Below are 20146 nucleotides of genomic sequence, written 5' to 3'. Positions count from 1 at the left end.
AGTACGTGCACACATACACAATAAGTGAGGAAAGAGTCATGGCAGTCGAAGACGCTCTTCAAGGGCCAGTCATTCCACTTTTGATTAATAATACCGTTGACCCGCAAGCCTTGAACGGTGGGCCGTTGTTAACGTATGCGAAATATGACAACCCGCAACTGGGGGATGAGCTGTATCAAAGTTGGCTCGGGGTGACGGAAAACGGCGACCCTGTCGATTATCCGGGGATTCCTATTCCTATTGATCCCGACCATGAGTATGAATTGGGATTTGTAATGCCGGTTTCCAATCACGTTTTGATGAGCTTGGACAAGGGGCAGGTTTTCTACTCTTATTATCTCCAGCGTGTTACCGACGATCCTGATGAGCCGAAGGTGGAATCCAAGAGGATTCATTTTGGTATCGGTAAGGCCGGCCGGTTGTCGGCTCCCCAAGTAAAAGAGTCACACGATAACCAACTCCACATAGACAATATACCCGGTGACTCGATGACTATCGCTGTTGCACCTTATGCCGCCATGTCCAACGGAGATAAGGTTCAGCTCGTTTGGAAAGGGGTAAAAAAGGATGGAACTGACGGCCCATCGGTACCTATTAATGCCTATATTCTGAGCGATTCAGACACTGAACCCGGTAACAATCCTGGGCAAGTGTTGAGTTGGACTTTATACAAATCAAACTTGGCGGCGTTGAATGGAGGCGTCTTCAGGCTGCATTACGAGATCACCTATGCATCACCTGATGAAGAGCGTCAGACCGTGTCTGCTGAGCGCAGCATTGTGGTGAAGAGTCCCTTACTTGAAGCACTGCCAGCCCCAAGTGTCAGGGATCTGGTGGGCACCGAGATCAATCCAAGCCTGTTTCCCGACGGGATACGGGTAGTGATACCCCCCTACCCGGGTATACGCGTCGGTGATGATGTGTTGGTGTATGGCACAGGCTCGAGCACCGACCGTTTAAAAAATACAATCGTTCACCTTAAAGTCGATGCTTCCAACATTGAAAGCGGCAAGCTTGAGGTGCCCCTTGCTGCGTCCTGGTTGTCTTCCAACAGAGGGAGTGCCATTGACGTGCGCTATCAATATGCCCGTGCAGACAGTGCGGGGACGGGGACCCCGTTAGAGTTGACCGTGCGTGAACCCATGGTGTTGCCTACACCCACCGTCGATAACAGTGTCGTCAATTCTAACAGGGACGAGTTGGATCCGATGCTCGCCTACAGCGGTGCCTATATTGTGATTCCTGCAGACGCCACCATTGGTGAGGGGGATTCAGTCACGGCATACTTCAAAGGTTTTGATGCCAGTGGTTCTTGCGAAATTAACGACGCCAGTCAGTCTAATCCCACCAAGTTCAAAGTGCCTGCAACTGTATTGCCGTCTAACTTCGGTAAAACCGTCGAAGTCACCTACAGCGTGGCTGGGCAAATGGCAGATCATTCATTGTTTCTCTTTATTCGTGAGCTGAATATTACTTCGAGAATTACCTGCGAAGGGGTTCAGATCGGCTCACCGGCAACGCTTCGACTTTCGGATATTCCAGCAGACGGCGCACAACTGGGCATTGGGCTTTGGCCTTTTATTTCGACACAACAAAAAGTGCGTCTTTGGTTGACCGCCAACGGTATGGATGATCGAGACATTATTACTCTTCGTGAGGTGTTGCCAGATGAGTGTGTCAATGGGGTTGCCGGTCATTTAACGCGTGCGGATCTAGAGGGGGTGGCCGTTAACGGATATTTTACGTTGCGTGCAAGCGTCAGTTTTGATGGTGGGTATTCAACCCAGCTCTTTAACAATCCGTTAAAGCTAAAACTGCTGGCCTGACAGGCAGTCATAAACTCCAGAAGAGAAATAATCAATAATGAGTAAAATGACGCTGGTCGAATTAGTCAACGCCATGAAAGGCAAGTCTCTGACCCATGGCTGGGATGCCGTAACGCTGTATGATCAGAGAAAATCCAATGAATTATTGTTTCTGCGATACCTAGAGCGCTTTGATACTGAAGGTGGTTACATTGAACCCCTCTCGATGGTGATGTGCTGGGGGGAAGCAAATAAAAAAGAGCATATTCAACATTTAAAACTCGGTGCGCCAAGGCTTTCCTTTGAGATTTCCAACCCCCAGCAGGATCCTCGCGCCCGACTGACTATGAATATGATTGCAGGGATGATTGTCAGCACGGATAAATTTTTGGGAGGGCCGCCCTATATTAACAGGATACTCCGGGTGTTACCGGTTGGCGGCCCCAGTTTATGGATGGATCAACCCCTGACCAAAGGCAATGTTAATGGTATAGGCGAGGTCATCATTGATATTGATAATGCCGATACTTTTATGGCTGACTTTGTAATGGGTACCCTCGCCCAGGAAGACGTGGGTAGACGTTTTAAAGAGTACTTCAGTACGTTGCCTTCCGAGCAAAAAAAGTTTTCCTTGGGGGCGATTGACGGTTATGAAAGTGGCGTATTAACACCCATTAATTTTGAAATAAAGGTGGTTAAATCCAGCTATCTTTCTGTCTTGGGTGATGAAGATTATGGTGATGGCGCCGTCATGCTGTTTATTACGTTGAAAGACGGCGCAGACGGTACATCATTTCCAAATCAAAGCTCTATTTATCTGCTGCCTTCGGATCAATGCGGTTACACCTTTACAGGTGCTATGTTGCTGTCCAGCCGTGTATTGTTCGATGTCATTATGCGCGGCCCTGCAATGGCTGATATTGGTCATGGCATCGAGTTTTTGGATTACACACCAGAGAATGGCGGGGGTAAGGATATTGCCTGGAGTTTAAAGGCGGGGGCGGGCAGCATAAGAAATAAGTTTGTTCATAAATACAAACGCCGCGGTGATGATTTTGATGCTACGTTTGAAGCGAACTTGCACGTTACCTTTGAAGTCGATGCGGGTGGTCCGGCATTGACGATAAGGGGGCGTGGCGAACGAATCGAATTTGTGCTGGATAAGACTTATGCGATTCCTTTCAGTCGTGTTGTTTACTGGCAGCCTCCGTGGAAACCAGAGTGGGATTATGGCACTCTTGAACTCACCTGTCAGTACACGGTCAACTTTGATGTGGTGTTGGACAACGATACCGGTCGCGTCAGTTTTACCCGCGATGAGAGCTCTTCCAGTTTTGCGATGTCTGTGACAGGCATTGAGGCTCTGGAAGACTTGAGGTGGGAGAGTTTACAAATTATCACTCGTATGAAGGATGAGTTTAGACCGGTACTAGAGGGCATTCTTAAAACGCTCACCACACCTGTCCTCGAAACTTTCGTACTGCGAAATCTTCTTTTTCCAGGCGATAATGCCTTGCACTTGACCGAGGCATTCGTGCCCGGTGATCTTGCTGTATTCGGGCAAATAGATCCCCTGCGCACAACCGCCGTATTGACGCCATTGAATTCGAACATCGAGGCCGGCAGTGCATTGCAATTCCGATTGACTCCCACGCCAGACAACGTCACCTGGAAAGTACGTGATATGGATGGCGTCAGTGAGCAGGTAGGCACTATCAGCGCCAGCGGTGTATACCGTGCGCCTTCTCAGGCTGAACTGATTGACGGATTACTGACTGTTATTGTTACTGCAGAAGGGGACATCAAAGGGCAGCCTGTAAAAAGCTCGGCTTTGGTGTCGGTGTCTAATGAGATGATCTCGGTAAACCCTCTGTTTATCAGTTGCGATCCCGGAGGCACGACTGAGTTCTCTGCGCAGTCATTAAATGACGACACTTTGGAGTGGACGCATTTGACCCCGGAGTGGGGCTCAACGCTGACTGAAGTTGCAGGTAAACCTAATAGCCGTATGTACACTGCAGGTGATCTATCTACGCCTGTTACGCCCTTTTTTATGGACAGGTTTGAAGTTAAAACAACGCGCAATGGCAAGACAGCTAATGCTGTTATTCATGTACTAATAGTCGGGCAGAGGGTCGGAACGCCGATGTGGCTATCTGAGGACAGCGACCCTTCAAGTGGGACCGTTCAATTTGAACTCAGGGGTAAAAATGGCCCAATTGAATCGAGTAATGTGATCTGGAAAATGCTCGGAGGCGTAGGTTCATTCGACGATAAAACAGGTATTTATACCGAGCCTGCCGTCATTGTACCGGGCAGTTTTGTTGTGGTGTCCGGTACTGTGCTTGGCACCCAAAATAATGTGCATACCTATGCCGCCGTTCCTTTGCCTTTGACTAAGTACACGGAAATACTGACTGCTGCCCAAGAGTATGTGTGTCCCTAGCAACGCCCTAATTCATTGTCGTCAATTTAAAGGCGGGTCTGCTACGGCAGTGCTCGGCACTTTATTTATCATTTTATTGAAGGTCTATACCCCATGAGTTATTCATTGGCTGAATTAACCCAAAAAATGTCAGGCACGTCCGTTACTCTCGGTTGGGATGCTGTTGTCTTTATGAACCGAGCCAAGGTCAACAGCTTGCTGGAACAGCAATACATTACTCGTTTCAATCGCGACAGCTTTATGAAAAGTATTACAGGCGTCGCCGTTGTGACCCATGACGGCGATGAAGTACTGGAAATTAGCGGTTTGATACTGAGTCAGCCTCGTTTAAGCTTTGAGACAGCGTCGTTGCGTAACTCTAGAGTGACTGCCACCCTGGATATTGTCTCGGGTACTGTTTCTTATGTGCGTAAAGGTTCCAATTCAGCCCCCGGCAGTGTTGTGTATAGCTACGTGGTGACGGCGAATCAAGGCTATACCTTGACGATGGATATTGATTTGACTGCCAGTAAAGGCACGGTCAATGAGCAAGGTAAAGTCATACTCGACATTGGCGAGAGTTATAACTGCCGCTGTGATCTGGTGAGGGACAAATCATCACAAGAACTGCTGGGTAAATTTTTCAAAGACTTGTATATGGAGCAAAAGCCGGAAGATCGCGTCTACGAATTGGGAGCCCTTGATCTTCGGGATGTGGATCTGCTGGCACCTCGCTCATTTATGATTCGCACCATGGCGGCCGAACCAGGCGCGCTGCGTAACTCCGACGGTTACGGTGAGGGGGCCGTGGTGTTGTTGGTCAGAACCAAAGGGAATCCCAAAGAGGGGGAAACCCCTATGGAAGGCTCGTTCGATTATCTCATTCCTAATGATGTGGATCCCACGACTAAAAAAGCCAAGTATTCGGGCGCCGTAGTATTGGCCAGTCGGGCAGTATTTGACTGGTATTTTCAGTACCCTATCCAGAATATGTTGGGTCATGGAACCATTTTTGAGCGCCTGCATGAGGGGGACACAGTAGCCGGGTCTCTGAAGGCTGTGAGTGGAGCTCTACCGTTACCCGGTTATTATCACCGATGGCACAATAGTCCTGGACTTAAAGAAGAAGTGGCGAGCGTTGGTGAACATAAGCTCCCGTTCTATAATCCGGAGAGTGATAAAGCGTTAAGAATCACTTCGACCTCAGACGGCGCACTCTCACTTGTCTGGCACTTAGGCACCATCAAGCAACCTTTCAGTGTGCGTACTTGGGACTTCATTGGTGGGGCGAAAGATTATGATTCTGATGGCGAAGTGTCAGGGGATGTGAGTGTGTTATTCGACCCTGTCGTTGATCCCGCCGATAATACCGTGTTGTTTAAGGTCAGAGAGCTAGCGGCAAATTTTTCACTCAATTATCAGCCTGTTATTGAGAGTTATACCAATATTGAATTTCACGATGCATTTTACGATAATTGCATTCCTGTTGTTCAAGATCAGTTGAATAAGTATTCGAATTTTTTTCAGGATGCCTCAAGCTTTTATAATTTTGGCATCCCTGAAATAAATGCACTGGCCATTAGCAACCTGCTTTTCCCTGAAAAAAATGCTTTGCAGTTGACGGATGCCCGACTGCCGGGGGATCTGCTCATGGTTGGGCAGATCGACCCTAAAGAAACAACGTTTACCCTTTCGCCACTGCTGCCAGTGATCAAGGCGGGTGAGACGATCACTTTCGACATTGTTCAGCTAGCTCGTAAATCCACGCAGGTGAACTGGTCTGTTCGTAGTGTCGACGGCGCCAGAGCTTTGGGAACGATTGATAACGGCACCTATACGGCGCCGGCGGTTCATTTGCTTGAGGGCAGCGCATCGCGCAATGTGATTACTGCGACTTACATCGATGAGATGACAGGCAAAGAGGTGACTGCTTCGGCTCTGGTCACTGTGGTGATGGTCGGTGTAGTTGTCACCCCCGCAATATCGTTGATTGATATGAGTGAACCCGAAACCGTGGCACTCAAGGCCTCAACGTTGGGTGCGGGTTCTTTGAAATGGACGCTGCGTGATGATATTGGCAGTTTGGTGGTCGAGGGCTCAGAGGCTATTTATACCCCGCCGACAATGAATATGCCTGACAATACATTGCAAGCAGTTTTGATCGATGTTGAGGATACAATTACCGGTGATAAAGCTCTTGCAACGGTATTGTTTCGGCAAGGGTTTTATTCACTTGATATTTCACCTGCCATTCACCCAGGGTTGAGGTCTTCTAATTCTGCACTGTTGAAAGTTTCGGGTGATGATGAACCTGCCACCTATAAGTGGGAGGTTGTAGTCGGAGAGGGAGAAGTCGATCCTGCTACCGGCGTATTTACAGCCCCATCGGTTATCTCTCTTCCCTACAGTGTTGTCAAAATAACGCTCGAGGAGGAATTTTTCGATAATTACGGATACAGCGTTATTCATCTGTCTGACCATGCCAGACAATCACAATGGTTTGAAATGGATGTGTTCTTATTCGAAGTGACAGAGATGCCACCTACGGTATATGCCAACGGTTTGCAGCAGGCCAGAGTGGTGGTGAGGGCGCGACCGACAGATGTGGATGGCAAAGAGGTTATGTTGTCGGACGCTGAATTCGCCAGCATCTGTCTGGTAAGTGCTGATGAACACAACCCTCTTCCGCAGGTTGGCGCAGGCGGAGTGCCAAAGGATGGTAAGTGGCACTATACCGAAGTCGCTGATGTGCTGTATGACCCTTACCCTCGCCCGGGCTTGGCTTCACCTGTTGCGGTGAACAATCATTCGGCCAAGGCGGTGCAGGTTAAAGAGTTTTATGTTCAGTGTCATAAAATTGAAGACCTGCGCATAGCGGCCATGTTGATCAGTGACAGTTACAAACCTTTTTATTCTAATTCATCACCCAATGACGGTGAGGCGGATAAAAAAGTTATTAACCTTGTAGCAAAAGAACCGCCTCAGGGAGGAACGGTAGGAGGGGTCATTTTGACCTTTGGTAATCCTGGTGAGTGGCCGGTCCGTATGGAAGGCGGTCAGGATGACGATGATCTAAGCTCGCTGGATTATTATTATTTAAAACTTAAAATTCATGATGTGCAGAAGAAGATCAAACGTGTTGAGTTTCATGGCAACACGAGCATGGTCAAGTGGGAGAGTAATACGACACTGGAAGATGTTCATAGTATTACGGGCTATTCTTTTGGTGACCAAAAAAATGAACAGGGTGAAACGATCTTGCATTATGATGAGATTCTTTTGCGCCGAATTGATGGGCAGGTTCAGCCTCCGCGACTCACCCTCGTTAATGGCCTTAACGTACCTGATGGTCAAGTCTTGTTCAGCGTGCAACGACGTGAATACTGGCAATACGATCGCTATATGAAAGCTGATTTTGATCGGCCGCTCGATATCAACGTTTATGACAATTACGGCAATAAACATCCCGTACAGATTGGTTTCGAAGGCACTAATCGAAACAGACTTAAAATTGTCGGTTAGGGTATCGCTGCTTTAGCTGATGCGCACCCTTTGCAGGGTGCGCTTTCAAATTCGTCTTTTTGATAGAGGTCCGAGATGTCAACTTCTACGTCGGTTCATAGCAATGCATTCAACTTCATGAGTTTCATTGAGGGGCAGGTTGATCCGCGAACAGGGCAATATACCTGTTCAATCAAACTTCCTGAATTGTTGGGTAATAAGTTGTGTGGCCCTGTGGTTCCCTTGCACCTGAATTTCAATCCTCTGAACAGTGGTGACAGTGGATTTGGGAAGGGTTGGAACTTGCAACTTTCGCAATTCAACCCGGCCAACGGTGTTTTGGCGCTGTACACCGGTGAGGTCTTTAAAGTTAATGTACAAGGTTCAGGAATCAATATTCCGGAGAAGAAGCTCGACTCGTTTCATTTTTATGCCCTGAGCAATCAGCGTTATCGCATTGAGCATAAATCCGGATTGGTAGAGATCCTGGAGGTTGGACAAGGCCGGCTTGCCATGCCAGTGCAACTGCTCTCACCGCAGGGCCACAGCGTAACGCTTCACTACGGAGCTTTTGGCACCGACCCGCTGCTCAGTAGCATCAACAATGCCGATGGTTCACAATTACTCCGGCTTCTACGTTCCAACAATGAGATGAAACTCATACTGCATCCCGGCACAGACCGCGAAGCGTTGTTTGTACTCAATATCAGCGGTGGTCAAACACAGAGTATTGTCTTACCCACTCATGACAGTGCTTCCTGGCGGTTCAACTATATTGTTGTGAACGGTCTGACCTGCCTCAAGCACGTTAACACCCCCACTGCAGGTCATGAAACTGTCACTTATTCGGGTAAGCCCCATTATTTTCCGGGCACTACCGATCGCACATTGCCACGTGTAGCCTCGCATACTCGAGATCCTGGTTTTGGCCAGCCTGCGATCGAAACCCGTTATACCTATGGCTCGAATGACTCTAACAAAGCTAACGATCATAACTTTCTAGGCTATGGCAGCAACATTGCGTGGTCTGACGATGGTCTGGACAACCTTTATAAGGTCAGCTCCAACTATGAATATGAAACCCAGGAGCACCTTTGGGATAATTCCAGTAATCGGGCATTACGCACAACACGGCGGGTATTCAACCGTTTTCATTTGATTGTGCGCGAAGAAGTGACGCATAAGGCGTTAGATCAGGTCGACGACACCCTGTTAGTGACCGAGACGGAGTACTACATTAATCCATCAGTGGAATTCAAAGACCAGCCTAACTACTTTCAATTACCTAAAACAGTGACTCAGACGTGGCGCAAGGTAAGCTCAACACAACCCCGTCATAGCGAAGTGGTGAGCACTACTTATGACAATTTCGGCAACGTGTTGATTCAGACCAATGCCAATGGAGTGACAGAAACTTACACGTGGTATGACAAGAACGGCGAAGAGGGCTGCCCTGCTGATCCGCAACAGTTTGTGCGTAACCTGAAAAGTAAAACGGTGACTCCCGTGCCCTCCGTATTCGGAAAAGCACCGACCCTGCAAACCCGCTATCGCTACAGCCAATACGAAGGGCTGGCCGGTAATAATCCCTGGCTGGCAATCAGCGATGAGACGTTATGCAAGGATGAGCTCATTCTGCAAAATAGCACCGTCAGCTACATTGAAATTCCCGACAACCCGTTCTTGCACGGGCGCAAATTGCGCGACACCTTGACCCTCAACGGTAATACCACCACTACAGACTACGAGTACGGCGAAACAAAAAATGCCCGTGCCGGTGAGCTCGTATTACAAACAATTACCACCTTGATGGGTTATGACGACGTACCTGGCGATCCAGGCCAGTGGGTACGTAAAACCGTAACGCTTGAGCATTCATTACTCAGCGGTGAGCCTTTGCTCACTCGCGATGACAATGACGTTGAAATTGCATACGAGTACGACCTGCTGGGGCGTGTGACCAAAGAGACCGTGGCGCCGGGCACTGACGCTGTTGCCAGTCGTACTTACAGTTACAGGCTGTGCAGCACCACAGGCCAGCAGGCCAGTCAAAGCGCAGTAAATGTTAAAGGTGTTGAGACTATTACCTGGCTGGACGGGCACCACCGGGTACTGAGTGAAACTCGACAGGATGCCGATGCTTTAGGTGGTAACCCTCATGCAGTGCGTGAGATCTATCGTGCGAGCTATAACCATCTAGAGCAGAAGATTAGTGAAACAGTTATTGATTGGGAGCGAGAAAAAGACGTTCGTCTGACCAGTCTGTTCAAATACGACGTGTGGGGTGAGCAGCGCAGCATGATTCGTCCCGACGGTGTGGAGGAGCACGAGATCACTGATCCGATTAACCGCACAACCACCACATGGGTCGAGGGTATGGGTAAAACCATCACCCTCAATAATCTGTTCGACAAATCCGTCAGCGTGAGGCGCATAGGCCTGGGGGGCGGCCAGTTCAGCGAACATATTTATCGTTATGATGGGCTTGGTCGTACCGCAGAGGAGGTTGATGCTGTCGGGAGCTGGACGCGTTATGAGTACGACGCTTTCGACCGAATGACCAAAACTATATTGCCGGACAGTAGCGAAGTCGTACGTGAGTACGTCGCGCACAACAGGGAAAACCTTCCGGTAAAAATCAGTGTCAATGGCCAAGTCTTGGGAGAGCAAGCATTCGATGGTCTTGATCGGATGACTGTCTCAATCACGGGTGGACGAAAAAGTGTTTACACCTTCACTGCAGGGCAGCGACAGCCCCAACGCGTCACGCGTCCAAGCGGTAATCAAATCGAGTATGTTTACAGGCCTGAACTGGGTGATGAACCTGCACAAAGAATTGCAGCAGAAAGCACGGCTAATTATGAGTACGACTTACAAAACGCCCGTCTTTTACGCACTGTAGAATTGGGCACGACGCTGGAACGCAGCTATTTCAGCTCTGGAGAGTTGAAAAGTGAGCATATTAGCCATGGGGGTAAAGAGGCGTATGTCATGGGCTATGAATACAGCCTGCAAGCTCGATTGCTCAGCTATACCGATGTACTTGGCCAGACACAGACGTATGAATATGATAGCTATACCCGATTGAAATCCACCCGTATGGGGGGGCTGTGCTCAAACTTTCGCTACGATGCTCTAGGGCAACTGATAAGCCTCGAAACCGTTGATGAAACTGCCGGTTACCTCCAGCGGTTGTGTATAGATCTTGAATACGATGAGTTCGGTCGAGAGTGCAAACGGACCTTTGATTTGGGTGCAGGGTTGGTTCAAACACTCGAACAAACCTACGACGAAGTGGACAGATTGACCCGCAGAACGTTGAAAGCCGGGAGCGAACTATTACGTGATGAACTTTATTACTACGATTCCCGCTCACGCTTGTACGACTACAAGTGCAGTGGCAGTCAAGCCCCTGTTGATCCCTACGGAAAGATCATAAATCGTCAGATATTCAATTTTGATGCTACTGACAACATCACTTTCGTAGAAACGACCTTCGAGGGCGGGAGCAATGCGAGTTTCTATGAGTACACTAACCCTTCTGATCCTTGCCAACTAACGGCCCTGACCAATGACTTCCAGCCGGACTATCCTGCCCGGTTAGAGTTTATTTATGACGCTGACGGCAACATGGTGCACGATGAAGCAGGTCGTACGCTGGTTTACGACAGTTTGGGGCGTTTGAGCAGTGTCAGTGTATAAGTAATCGCCGCTTAACGTACCGCTAGGGAAGGGGGCACGTTAAGCCTTACCTGTCATTGCGCCCTATATAAAATGCAATGAGCGTCTGCACCGTTCAAGGGATTACTAAGTCAATCCATTCATGCGGATATATTCCATCAGATCACTGTTGCACCGAATGCCAAGTTTTTGCATGGCCATGCACTTTTGCCGGCTGATGGTTTTTTCACTTCGATTCAAGTGTTCGGCTATTTCTCGCCCGGATCGATTCTGGCCGAATAATCTGAGCACTTCCAACTCGCGCCCTGTCAGGGGTTTATGTAGCGTATCACCACGTCGCGGGCTGGCCAGCACGCTTGAAAATGTATCGCTGATATACGTGTTGCCTTTACAGACGCGTGTGACTGCGTTGATGAGCCCTTCCAGGGGTTGGTGTTTATCAAACAGGCCATGTACCCCGGTTTTTAATATTTCATGAAGCATCAGTGGATTACTGAGCATTGTCATGACAATTATTTTCAGGGAGGTGAAGTGGCTTCTGATATGTTTTATCAACACCATGCCATCAGGGAAATGTCCATTTGGCATTGAAAAATCTGTAATCAGAATATCGCAGTGTTGTTGCTTGAGACGTTGCATCAGCTCATCCGTGCTAACGGCCTCAGCCGAAATGGAGGACGCATAGCGCGAGTTACCCAGTGCCATGCGAATACCCATCACAACGACAGGATGGTCATCAGCCACAAATATGCGTGGGCTCATGAAGTCATACAGCTTGAGAGTTTGGGGGGGAAATACGTAGAGATTCGCATGCTAATCCAGTAGCGGTGGGTCAGCCCGTATTTTAGTAAGTTTGGAGTCCTCAAAGCTGTAGGCAGTATCTGTTCAAAGCTGGGTATTATTGCTTGCGAAAGGGTTATTTCGTACACCAAGTGCAGTACATAGGGTTGAGGGCTGCACGCAGCCCTGAATAGTCCTACTCAGCGATCTGCAGTTTTCTCGCTTCGGTGTAGATGTAGCGCAACTTGTCATATTCAAACGGTGAATCGAATTGCCCGTAGCGATAACTGGTGTTGTAGCGTTTGTCGACTGCTCCCAGCACCCAGATTTCCGGGTGTCTGGTGCTTTCGTGAGGGACGTTGAGGAAGTTGATTTCCTGATTGGCGCCGTAATCGACTACCAGCCCTGTGGTATCGCGCAAGTTTGAAGGGCCAAGGATAGGCAGCATCAAGTAAGCGCCGCCGGGTACGCCATAAAAACCCAACGTTTGTCCGAAATCCTCGCTTTGGCGCGGCAGGCCCATGGCCGTTGCCGGATCCCACAAACCGGCAACACCTAACGTCGTATTCAGCAAGAGCCGGCCTGTAGTTTCCAGCGAGCGGTGCCCTTTGAGTTGTAGCAGGCTATTGAGCAGATTAGGTACATCGCCAAGATTATTGAAAAAGTTGGTGACGCCCGTCCGCAGAAAGCTCGGGGTGACATACCGGTAACCATCGACTACGGGCAGGAACACCCACTGATCGAAGCGGTAGTTGAAGTGGTAAATGCGGCGGTTGATGGGCTCCAGCGGGTCGTACACGCTGAGGGCGCTCATTGTTGCTCGTTCGAATTCACGCTGATCCAGCCCGGGATTGAACTTAAGGAGTTTCAAAGGCTGGGTAAAGCCGTCGATGTCCTCGCTGCGCTGCGTGTCAGTCTTGGTGTTATCCGCTTGGGCATAGCTTGCGCTGAGTAGGGCGGCGAGAAGCAAAAGATGTTTAGCCACGGAAGAACTCCAGCATATCGTCAGCGTTGACACGGTAGTTGAGGTTGCCGCAATGGCCGCCGTAGGGGTAGACCGTCAAGCGATCACCGAAGGTTTTGCGCAGGAACCCAAGATCACCCGGGCCCAGGATGATGTCGTCCGCATTATGCATGACGGCAATTTTCGGGCTGTTTTGCAGGTAGTCCTTGAGTGCATACAGGCTGACTTGGTCAATCAACTGTAACAGGCTGCCGCCATCAGTTTTGGCCCGCCACATCGGTATGACTTGTTCAGTGAGGTAGCAGTCAAAGTCGCACAGCAGTGAGCGCTTCAGGAACGGTGTGAGGCTGGTCCCTTCAGTGATCGGGTAGTTGGGCGGGGTAATCAGGCCTCGGCGGTTGATCAAGTCAGAGGTGAACACGATATCGGCCGACGAGAAACGAAACATGGTGCCAATCAGCATGGCCATTTGTTCGTTGGTCAGACGTTCCTTGGAGTTCTGTATGTCGTAGACCAGCGCGGCATTGATATCGACATAGCCTTTTTGCTTGAAGTAACGGGTGAGTTTGCCCAATACCAGTTCATAGAACGTCGTGCTGTTATTGATGCCTTTAACTTCGGTCTGCACCAACCTGTCGAGGTTGCTGATCGAGGTGTAAAGATTGACCGGAGGGTTGAGCATCAACACTTTTTTGAAATTGAAGCTTTTCCGGGTCTCATCGAGGTGGCTGACAAAGGCTGCATCCAGTGCGCCCAGGCTATAACCCGCGAGGTAAAAATCAGTTACCGGTACGCTTGCTTGTTGCGCGCGTACGGCCTGCATCACCCGGTACAAATCTTCAGCGTCGTATTGACTGATGCCCGGTGTGGCATAGCGTGACGCCGCGCTCATAAAGTCATAGCTGGTGGGCGATGACAACTGCACTACGTGATATCCCGCCTGATAGAACAGCTTTTTCAAAAATTCGTTGAGGCTGCTGTCATAGGGAGCGCCCGTGCCGGCGATCAAAAACATTAGCGGCGCGGGGTGATCCTGCTTTGCCATGCGGTAGTTGAGTTTTTTTACTGCCCAGAAGTTAGCAGGCAGCGTGAACTCGCGATCAGGTCGCATCGTCAGGGTGTAATCGGATTGATTGATATCATCTTCGCTGGGCAAATACGGACGCATTTGCGGAGGCGTGGTAGCAATTGTCGCTTCAAAAGGGTTGGTAATGGGGTAGCCATAGGTGGCGGGATCAACATCAACCGCCTGTGCAGACGCACTCACAATAAGGCCGACCAGAAGGGCGGCGAGGGGCAGAGAACGAAGCATGAAGACTATCCCTAGAGAAGGTGCGGAGAAGATTCGCAGGCTATGACCGCAGGGCGACTGCCAAAGTGCCATGCCGGGGCACTAAATAATTACCACACAGTCGCAAGCAGGCAAATGGCTATCGGAAGATACACGTTGAATGACTTTAGTGAACAGATATCTGTTTGCAAGGCTTGCATAGCGATGAAGGGCGATTAAGCTGGGCGCCGTTTTGCTTATCGGAGTTTTCTATGCGTGCTCGTTTGCCATTAATCGTGCTGTTTTTCGCTCTGGCCATATGGCTGGTTGCCAGTTATGGCCTGCGTTATGGCTTGATGGAAGATCCGCAGTGGGTGGGCACATGCGTTGCACAGACGGCGCGTTGGGAATGCCAACTGCGGGCCAACTTGGGTTGGTTGATCCATTTCAGGGTATTGGGCTGGATTGCCTTGATCGCTTCAGTGTTGGCGTTTTTTGTGCGCGGGCGAGTCGGTTATGCGCTGGCAGTGTTGGCGCTGCTGTTTGGTTTTCCGGCATTGGCGCTCTATAACGCCAGCTTGGCTGTGTTCGCTGTGGTGATTGCGGCGCTGCGGCTGGTGCGAGCCCCCAGGTCGTAATCATTGCTGACCGTTACAGGCAAGAATGAGTGCGCGAGCGCGCGATACCTGATGGCTTGCAATGATTTGACTGTCGGGCTTGGCCCTGGGCATTGGCAAGCATCAGGTCCGCGCACCTGTTTCAGCGTTTGCGCACGCTACGACTCAACGCCAGAACCATCAGCACGCACACCAGTGCCCAAACCCAGGCTTGCTGGTTGTTAAGCCCCTCGCGGTAAAGTTGCACCGGTATCCCGGCACCGATGATAAATGCCAGCAGGCCAAGCTCACGGCGCGGCCCACGTATTGGCCGCATGAGGTAGACGAGTGCCGGAAGCAGCAGGGCGGCACTTGGAAAACTGCGGTAACGCGGCTCAAAGACCAAGCCCAGCATCATTACGGCTGCGGCGAAACCTGCGCCGGCCAGCCACCAACCTGCGCGGCGCTCCAGTGCGTTAAACCAACGGCCCCGCCAACCTTCTTTCTGGCCAACGGCCAATGCAGCATGGGTCAAAACAATCAGATTCAATCCAATCAGCAACCCGGCCCATAGCCATTCCCCGGCAAAGCGGCTGGTGACGGATGCCAGCTCTGCCCATGCGACGATGCTGCAACCTGCGACTGCTCCCAGGGCGGGCAACAGCAGTGCTGAACGGGCAGTCGTCACGCGTCCGCCGATCAGCAGCGTGCTGAACAACAGTGCAAGACCAAGACCCAGCCAGGCAGGCCAATGCGGCAGGTTGGTCACAGGGCCCGCAAGAATGCCTTTATCCTGGCGGTCAGCATCAAATAAGCCCCAGTAACCTCCTACAGCACCTTCGCTTGTGCGTTTCCAGGGTTGGTCGAAGGCTTCTATCAAGTTGTACTTCCAGCCATTTTGTTCTGCCAGGGTTACAAATCCGCGGATGAACTTGGCTTCGTTTACGCGGCTGGGCAGGGCTGTTTCACGCTGGCGGCCTTCGCTTGGCCAGCCGGTTTCACCAATCAAAATGTCTTTGGGGGCGAACTTGTTACCAAAAATCTGGCGAATCTCTGCGACGTGATTGACCGCACGGTCGATCCCTGCAGGGGCATCTTCCCAGTAGGGGAGCAGGTGAATAGTAAGAAAGTCGACTGCGGGGGCAATTTCCGGGTGCTGTAACCAGAACTCCCATACATCGGCATACGTGACTGGCTGCTTGACCTGGCTTTTCACCTGGTTGATCAGTTTGACCAGTTGAGTGGCTGTCACCTCTTTGCGCAGCAGTGTCTCGTTGCCGACGATCAAGGCGCTGATGACATCGGAGTTGGCATTGGCCGACTTGATCAGGGCTGAAATTTCTTTCTGGGTGTCTTCGGTGTTTCCATTGACCCAAGCACCGCTCATGATTTTCAAACCATGCTTGCGCGCCAGCTCCGGCAGGGCTTCAAGCCCCGTCTGTGAATAAGTGCGAATGCACTCAAAGCGTGTGGCGAGCAGGGCAAGATCTGCGTCCATGCGTTCTACGCGAGGCACGAAGGGCTGGTCGAAGGGCGACTGATCCTTGTCGAACGGCGTATAGGACGCGCATTGCAGTTTATGCGTAGGGGTGGCCGCGTCCGGCAATATGACCGGTTGGCCCAAGCCGTACCAGAAACCGGCTATAGCAAGTACGGCCAGTAAAGAGGCGAAGAAATAAGGCAGGGCAGGGAAGCGTTCGATCGCGGACATTGTCAGGCCATATGTAAGCAAAGGCGCGCATCTTACCTGTAATTAGGCCTCCGAGCGTGGTTGGCAAAATTTGGACATGTAACGAGAAAAGCACGTTTTGGTATTAATCAGGCAATGCGTTCAGTGTCGTTACTGATTGTATCGGGGTCGCCGTCAGAGCAGGCCGCTGGCCTGGAGCGGTTAATGATCAAGGCGCATAGAGGATGGGTGGGGTATGCCCGCCTCAATGTCTTGATGCGGCCCGGCACTCGTCGGGCCACGCACGGTGGGGGATCGACAATGAAGATGCGACGACTATTGCGCACCACAGCGGCCTTGATGCTGGCGATGAGTGCAGGTTTGGCAATCGCCGAAGAAAAACCGACCTTGAGCATCGGTTATGTGGATGGTTGGTCCGATAGCGTGGCTACAACGCATGTAGCCGCTGAGGTGATCAAGCAGAAACTGGGTTATGACGTAAAACTTATGCCGGTTGCGACCGGGATCATGTGGCAGGGCGTGGCGACGGGCAAGCTTGATGCCATGTTGTCCGCGTGGTTGCCCGTGACACACGGTGAATACTGGGCAAAGAACAAAGACAAAGTGGTCGACTACGGGCCTAACTTCAAGGATGCGAAAATTGGGCTCATCGTCCCTGACTATGTGAAAGCCAAGTCTATTGCGGATTTGAAAGATGACACGGGTTACAAGCAGAAGATCGTCGGTATTGACGCTGGCTCCGGGGTGATGCTGAAAACGGATGAAGCGATCAAGGATTATGGCCTGGGCTATAAACTGCAAGCCAGTTCAGGCGCGGCGATGACCTCGGAGTTGGGCCGTGCTTATGCCAAGCAAGAGCCTATTGTTGTTACAGGCTGGGTGCCGCACTGGATGTTTGCGAAATGGAAGTTGCGATTTTTGGACGATCCAAAAGGGGTTTATGGCGCAGCTGAAACTGTTAATAGCATCGGCAGTAAAGACCTGAAGGACAAAGCCCCTGAAGTTGCCGCTTTTTTGAAGAAGTTTTCGTGGAACTCAAAAGATGAAATTGGTGAGGTAATGTTGGCAATTCAAGAGGGCAAAAAGCCTGACGTTGCTGCTAAAGAGTGGGTTGCTCAACACCCGGAGCGAGTTGCTGAATGGGTCGCTAAGTAATCGCGAGGTCTCTAGCTCGCAGCACACAGAACCGTTTGGCGTTTACGCCAAACGGTTTTTGCGTCTAAGGGGGCTTCTCGGGGTGCTTGATAGTCGTGAGGGCCAGAGAATACGTGCGCTGTAGCTAAATCAAGAGCTCTACTACTAAAGTCGTCTGGTGTTGATTTTGAAGCCCGCCAATAGTGAAAACGTTCCATCTCATCTGTGCTGCGAGGACAAAAATAATGAACGACAGCATTTACCTCACGATTCAAAACAGCCCCCGATTCAAGGAGCTGGTCAAAAAAAGAGAACGATTTGCCTGGATTCTTTCGGCAATCATGCTCGGCTTATATGTTGCTTTCATCCTGTTAATTGCTTACGGGTCACACATCATGGGGGCCAAGTTAAGCCCTGGTTCGTCAATCACCTGGGGTATCCCGATAGGCGTGGGGTTGATTCTTTCGGCCTTTATTCTGACCGGTATCTATGTGCAGCGGGCCAATGGCGAATTTGATGACCTGAACAATGCAATTCTCAAGGAGGCAGGGCAATGATCAGGCGTCTACTGGCAATTCTGGGCGCTGCTGCCTTTGCTCCTGCTGTCCTGGCGGCTGACGCCCTGACTGGCGAAGTGCAAAAACAACCTTTGAACGTCGCTGCAATCATCATGTTTGTTGTGTTTGTGGGGGCAACGCTTTGTATTACGTATTGGGCCTCCAAACGTAATAAATCAGCGGCGGACTACTATGCGGCCGGAGGCAAGATCACAGGCTTTCAGAATGGGTTGGCGATTGCGGGTGACTATATGTCCGCCGCGTCCTTTCTGGGTATTTCCGCGCTGGTTTACACCTCTGGCTACGATGGCCTGATCTATTCGATCGGTTTTCTGGTGGGCTGGCCCATCATCCTGTTCTTGATCGCAGAGCGTTTGCGTAACCTGGGCAAGTACACCTTTGCCGACGTCGCTTCGTACCGCTTGGGCCAAACTCAGATTCGCTCGCTGTCTGCCTGCGGCTCGCTGGTGGTGGTGGCGTTTTACCTGATCGCGCAGATGGTAGGGGCCGGTAAGCTCATTCAGCTGCTGTTTGGTCTGGATTACCACGTTGCAGTCGTCCTGGTGGGCATCCTGATGTGCTTGTATGTGCTGTTCGGCGGCATGCTGGCAACTACATGGGTGCAGATCATCAAGGCCGTATTGCTGCTGTCCGGTGCGACATTTATGGCTGTGATGGTCATGAAGCACGTCAACTTTGACTTCAATGCGCTGTTTGCCGAGGCGGTCAAGATTCACCCTAAAGGTGAAGCGATCATGAGCCCGGGCGGTTTGGTGAAGGATCCGATTTCGGCCTTCTCGCTGGGTCTGGCGTTGATGTTCGGGACGGCGGGCTTGCCGCATATCCTGATGCGCTTCTTTACCGTGAGTGATGCCAAAGAAGCCCGTAAAAGTGTGTTTTACGCTACCGGCTTTATTGGTTACTTCTATATTTTGACCTTCATTATCGGCTTCGGCGCAATCATTCTGGTGAGCACCAACCCTGCGTTCAAAGACGCGGCAGGCGCTTTGCTGGGTGGCAACAACATGGCGGCCGTGCATTTGGCTGATGCGGTGGGCGGCAGTATCTTCCTGGGCTTTATTTCTGCAGTAGCCTTTGCAACGATTCTGGCGGTAGTTGCCGGTCTGACGCTGGCCGGTGCCTCGGCGGTGTCGCACGACCTGTATGCCAGTGTTATCAAGAAAGGCAAAACCAACGATAAAGATGAGATTCGTGTTTCGAAGATCACCACTATTGCGTTGGGCGTGCTGGCAATTGGTCTGGGCATCCTGTTCGAAAGCCAAAACATTGCGTTCATGGTCGGTCTGGCATTCTCGATTGCGGCGAGCTGTAACTTCCCGGTGTTGCTGCTTTCCATGTACTGGAAGAACTTGACCACCCGTGGAGCCATGATTGGTGGCTGGCTTGGGTTGATCAGCGCGGTTGGCTTGATGATTCTGGGCCCAACCATCTGGGTGCAGATCCTGCATCATGAAAAAGCTATCTTCCCTTACGAATACCCGGCGTTGTTCTCCATGATTATCGCGTTCGCGGGTATCTGGTTCTTCTCTATTACTGACAAGTCCAAAGCTGCAGAGAAAGAGCGCGCATTGTTCTTCCCGCAGTTCGTGCGTTCACAAACGGGGCTGGGGGCGAGCGGGGCGGTGGATCATTAAGGCAATGGTCGGTATTAAGCTGCACACTGCACGTTAGAAACAGTCTGTGTAATGAAATCCCCCTGTCGTGAGGCAGGGGGATTTTTTA

Annotated in this window: 12 protein-coding genes; 8 read left to right on the top strand and 4 right to left on the bottom strand. The window is 50.7% G+C overall.

The window, feature by feature from the left end:
* Window positions 1–38 precede the first annotated feature (38 nt).
* The 4 genes from FJD38_RS02070 (at window position 39) to FJD38_RS02055 (ending at window position 11433) form a co-directional block, all read left to right on the top strand.
* The gene (locus FJD38_RS02070; RefSeq protein WP_146383786.1) at window positions 39–1826 is read left to right on the top strand and encodes a hypothetical protein; all 1788 of its coding nucleotides are present in this window, start codon (window positions 39–41) and stop codon (window positions 1824–1826) included.
* A 46-nt stretch (window positions 1827–1872) separates the two neighbouring features.
* Window positions 1873–4251: a hypothetical protein gene (locus FJD38_RS02065; protein WP_146383785.1), complete on the top strand. Its 2379-nt coding sequence runs from the start codon at window positions 1873–1875 to the stop codon at window positions 4249–4251.
* 93 nt (window positions 4252–4344) lie between these two features.
* Window positions 4345–7752 carry a hypothetical protein gene (locus FJD38_RS02060; RefSeq protein ID WP_146383784.1) on the top strand — a complete coding sequence of 1136 codons (3408 nt, stop codon included), beginning with the start codon at window positions 4345–4347 and terminating at the stop codon, window positions 7750–7752.
* A 75-nt stretch (window positions 7753–7827) separates the two neighbouring features.
* Window positions 7828–11433, top strand: coding sequence for an RHS repeat domain-containing protein (locus FJD38_RS02055; RefSeq protein ID WP_146383783.1), 3606 nt, complete (start codon window positions 7828–7830; stop codon window positions 11431–11433).
* A gap of 105 nt (window positions 11434–11538) precedes the next feature.
* Here the strand turns inward: FJD38_RS02055 and FJD38_RS02050 are convergent, their stop codons facing one another.
* The 3 genes from FJD38_RS02050 to FJD38_RS02040 all read right to left on the bottom strand — a co-directional run bounded on the left by FJD38_RS02050 (window position 11539) and on the right by FJD38_RS02040 (window position 14468).
* A complete protein-coding gene (locus FJD38_RS02050; RefSeq protein ID WP_122784518.1) occupies window positions 11539–12174 on the bottom strand; it encodes a response regulator in 636 nt (211 codons plus the stop codon).
* 214 nt (window positions 12175–12388) lie between these two features.
* A complete protein-coding gene (locus FJD38_RS02045; protein WP_122784519.1) occupies window positions 12389–13177 on the bottom strand; it encodes an MlaA family lipoprotein in 789 nt (262 codons plus the stop codon).
* Entirely contained in the window at window positions 13170–14468 is a 1299-nt protein-coding gene (locus tag FJD38_RS02040; protein ID WP_146383782.1) for a serine/threonine protein kinase, read from the bottom strand. The genes FJD38_RS02045 and FJD38_RS02040 overlap by 8 nt, the downstream gene beginning before the upstream one ends.
* A gap of 230 nt (window positions 14469–14698) precedes the next feature.
* Between FJD38_RS02040 and FJD38_RS02035 the strand changes: the two genes are divergently transcribed.
* Window positions 14699–15064, top strand: coding sequence for a hypothetical protein (locus FJD38_RS02035; RefSeq protein WP_146383781.1), 366 nt, complete (start codon window positions 14699–14701; stop codon window positions 15062–15064).
* A gap of 121 nt (window positions 15065–15185) precedes the next feature.
* Here the strand turns inward: FJD38_RS02035 and FJD38_RS02030 are convergent, their stop codons facing one another.
* Window positions 15186–16733 (bottom strand): glycoside hydrolase family 17 protein, encoded by a 1548-nt coding sequence (locus FJD38_RS02030; protein ID WP_146383780.1) that lies wholly within the window; start codon window positions 16731–16733, stop codon window positions 15186–15188.
* A gap of 279 nt (window positions 16734–17012) precedes the next feature.
* Here FJD38_RS02030 and FJD38_RS02025 point away from each other — a divergent pair, with 279 nt between their 5' ends.
* From FJD38_RS02025 to FJD38_RS02015, 3 genes are all read left to right on the top strand, one after another.
* Window positions 17013–17867, top strand: coding sequence for a glycine betaine ABC transporter substrate-binding protein (locus FJD38_RS02025; protein WP_122784523.1), 855 nt, complete (start codon window positions 17013–17015; stop codon window positions 17865–17867).
* A 224-nt stretch (window positions 17868–18091) separates the two neighbouring features.
* The gene (locus FJD38_RS02020) at window positions 18092–18403 is read left to right on the top strand and encodes a DUF485 domain-containing protein (protein WP_122784524.1); all 312 of its coding nucleotides are present in this window, start codon (window positions 18092–18094) and stop codon (window positions 18401–18403) included.
* Entirely contained in the window at window positions 18400–20058 is a 1659-nt protein-coding gene (locus FJD38_RS02015; RefSeq protein ID WP_122784525.1) for a cation acetate symporter, read from the top strand. Before FJD38_RS02020 ends, FJD38_RS02015 begins: the two co-directional genes overlap by 4 nt.
* The last annotated feature ends 88 nt before the right edge of the window (window positions 20059–20146 follow it).

Source organism: Pseudomonas saxonica, assembly GCF_007858365.1.
GTDB classification, from domain to species: domain Bacteria; phylum Pseudomonadota; class Gammaproteobacteria; order Pseudomonadales; family Pseudomonadaceae; genus Aquipseudomonas; species Aquipseudomonas saxonica.
The sequence above is the reverse complement of the archived record's forward strand: the minus strand, read 5'-3'. Positions and strand labels throughout refer to the sequence as shown.